General features: G+C 67.7%; 3 protein-coding genes. All 3 read left to right on the forward strand.

What is annotated here, in order from left to right; translation table 11 throughout:
• Window positions 1-246, forward strand: a 246-nt coding sequence (locus DBR34_RS18555; protein ID WP_219928342.1) for a D-(-)-3-hydroxybutyrate oligomer hydrolase, incomplete at its 5' end; no start/stop codon positions are given.
• Between the two features lie 24 nt (window positions 247-270).
• Window positions 271-1,938, forward strand: a complete 1,668-nt coding sequence (locus DBR34_RS18560; protein WP_128097872.1) for a fatty acid--CoA ligase — start codon at window positions 271-273, stop codon at window positions 1,936-1,938.
• Window positions 1,939-2,136: 198 nt separating this feature from the next.
• On the forward strand, window positions 2,137-3,279 hold a 1,143-nt coding region (locus tag DBR34_RS18565; protein WP_128097873.1), incomplete at its 3' end, for a hypothetical protein.

Consider the following 3,279-nt stretch of genomic DNA (forward strand, 5'->3'; position numbering starts at 1 on the left):
GCGCAGATTGCGTACTGGCGCGTTGAAAACGCGCAGCATTTCGACTCCTTGCTGGCCTTCCCCGACTACCGCAAACGCTATGTGCCACTGCTGCCCTACGTGTTCGCGGCGATGGACCAGGTGTGGGATCACCTTGAGGATCCCGTCCGCGCCCTGCCGCAGGATGCGCGCATCAAGCCAACGCCACGCGTGGACGCACCCATGCTGCGTGAGCAGCTGTCCATACCCGCCGCCCGCGGCCGCTGACACGCGCCCCACCAGGAACCCCCCATGCCACTTGCCAACGCCGCAGACGCACCCGCCCCCGACGCCCATGCCTACCCGCTGCTGATCAAGCAGCTGCTGCTCACGCCGCTGGCGGTGCGTCCCGAGCAGGAGATCGTCTACGGCGACAGCGTCCGCTTCGACTACCGCACGCTGCAGGCGCGCATCGGCCAGCTGGCCGGGCTGCTGACCTCCCTTGGGGTCAAGCAGGGCGATACCGTGGCGGTGATGGACTGGGACAGCAACCGCTATCTGGAAAGCTACTTCGCGGTTCCGATGCTCGGTGCGGTACTGATGATGGTGAACATCCGCCTGGCGCCCGAGCAGATCGCCTACACCCTCAACCACAGCGGCGCGCGCGTGCTCCTTGCCAACCGCGCGTTCCTGCCGGTGCTGGACGGCATCGATGCGCAGCTGCCGGATCTGCGCACGCGAATCCTGCTGGAGGATGAGACCGATCAGCCGCTGCCCGCCGGTTTCGTGACCGAGTACGAGGCCGGGCTGCGTGCGGCCACGCCCGTCGTCCACTTCCCGGACTTCGACGAAAACACGCGCGCCACGATGTTCTACACCACCGGCACCACCGGCCGGCCCAAAGGGGTCTACTTCAGCCATCGGCAGCTGGTGCTGCACTCGCTGGCGGGGATGGCCGCGCTGGGCAGTGCGGCCAGCCAGGGCCGCCTGCACCGCGACGATGTGTACATGCCGATCACGCCGATGTTCCATGTCCACGCCTGGGGCCTGCCGTACGTGGCCACGCTGATGGGCCTCAAGCAGGTGTATCCGGGCCGCTACCTGCCGGGGCAGCTGCTGGCATTGATCGCCCGCGAGAAGGTGACCTTCTCGCACTGCGTGCCGACCATCCTGCACATGTTGCTGGGCCACGCCAGCGCGGCCGACACCGATCTGCGTGGCTGGAAAGTGGTCATCGGCGGCGCCGCACTGCCCCGGGCACTGGCGCAGCAGGCGCTGGCACGAGGCATCGACATCTTCGGCGGCTACGGCATGTCCGAGACCTGCCCCCTGCTCACCCTTGCCCAGATCGATACCACCGCCGTGGCGGCAGGCTCGGACGAAGCGCTGTCGCTGCGCACCAAGGCCGGCATTCCGGTGCCGCTGGTGGACCTGCGCATCGTCGACGAAGGCATGCACGATGTTGCCCACGATGGCGTGGCCACCGGCGAAGTGGTGGTACGCGCGCCCTGGCTTACCCAGGGCTACCTGCACAACCCGGATGCGTCGACGGAACTGTGGGCCGGCGGCTACCTGCACACCGGGGACATCGGCAACATCGATGCCGGCGGTTACCTGCGCGTCGCTGATCGCATCAAGGACGTGATCAAGACCGGCGGCGAGTGGATCTCCTCCCTCGCGCTGGAGGACATCATCGCCCTGCATCCGGCGGTCAGTGAAGTGGCCGTCATCGGTATCACCGACACGAAATGGGGCGAGCGACCCCTGCCGTTGGTGGTCAGGCATGCCGGCAGCCAGGTGTCCGAGGCGGAGATCATTGAACTGGTTGCGGCGCGCAGCCGCTCGGGCGACATCTCCCGCTTCGCGATCCCGGACCGCGTCAGCTTCGTGGATGCGATCGAACGCACCAGCGTGGGCAAGATCAACAAGAAGAAACTGCGCGGCCTGCATGACCCGCATGCCGCCACGCCCGCCGGCTGACGTCAGAAAGCAGCCTGACGCCGGCGGCGAATCAACTGCCGGCTGCCTGCCTGGCCGCGCGTCCATGGGCAGCTGCAGCCGATGCGGATGATGGCCCCGGGGAGGCGCATCCCCACGTAGTGCAGCGTTCATTGGCACGGCCGTTGCATCGGCACTCCTGACGTTCCGCCCGGTTGGGGCCAATCAGGAGAACCGCAGATGAGTCTGTTCGTTGCCGGTCGTTCCATCCTCCACCCACACCAGCTCAGCACGCTGGGCCAGAGGGTGCTCTTCCTTCTCGATGGTGGCGTGCAGTGGGTGCGATGGGCCATCGCATCGGGCATGCATCGGTACCAGTTTGGCGATGAAGGCAGCTTGTTGGACGCCGTGCAGCAGGGCCTGCATGGCGCGCGAATGGCCTGGCTGCCGCAGGCGGGCCTGCAGATCGGGCCGATCACACTCCTCAGCCTGGGCCAGGAAGACATCGACACGCTGTGCCGGATCGAGGCGGGCGACGATGACCCCCCATTGCGCCTTCGCTTCCAGGACCTGTTATCGCGGCACGCGCTGCTCACCAACACCGCGCTGCAGGGCTTCCGTCCCTTCCTGGCCGGTATCGGGGTCGCCGACGCGCCACTGTTCCAGCAGCTGGACTTTCACGAGAGCCTGGCCCTGTGCCACTTGGCCAGTGAACAGGCGACGGCCAGGGCGTCTGACGGGACGCGCGCCGAAGCGGCCGGCTTTGCCTTGGCAAATGCCCGCCGGCCAATCGAATTCTGCGACTACTACCGGTTCTACCGCACGGCCCCGCACACTGCGGACGATGCCGAGGAGCGCCAGCTGGATGCCACGCACACCCTGCACCTGCTGTTGCCCCACCTGTTCGAGATGCTGGACCGCCTTCAGCTGACCCACCTTCCCGCACCCGGGGAGGTTGAGCAGGCGATCAACGCGACCCTGGCGAGCGGCAGGACGGTGGGGTTTTCACGGATATCACTGGCGGCCCAGCAACTGTCGATCGGCCTGCCGCCTGCGCGTCTCGCGGAACAGGCAGTCGTCGAGCATGCGCGCTGCCGGATGCGCAACGCGCAGGCGCTCCTCGGCGGCCGCCGGGTCAACAGCGGTCGCTTGGGGCAGGATGGCGCCAGCATGCGCTGCCTGATCGAGGGCGCAGACGGGCATGCGGTGGTGCAGGTGGAGGACAACAGCATCACCCTGGCTCGATACAGCCCTACGCGCGGCGATGACGCTGGCGAAGCCACGGTCGGCGACCAGGCCCGCCAGCCGACTGCCGCGCCCGCGCAGCCCGATCCCCCGTCGTCCTCTCCCCCGTCACCCACCGGCGCCCGCGCTGTATCGGTT

Source organism: Stenotrophomonas sp. HMWF003 (genome assembly GCF_003061285.1).
Classification (GTDB): Bacteria; Pseudomonadota; Gammaproteobacteria; order Xanthomonadales; family Xanthomonadaceae; genus Stenotrophomonas; species Stenotrophomonas maltophilia_AP.

Coding starts and splice junctions, on each gene's coding strand:
- DBR34_RS18560 (WP_128097872.1), top strand. CDS start 271: ATGCCACTTGCCAACGCCGCAGACGCACCCGCCCCCGACGCCCATGCC.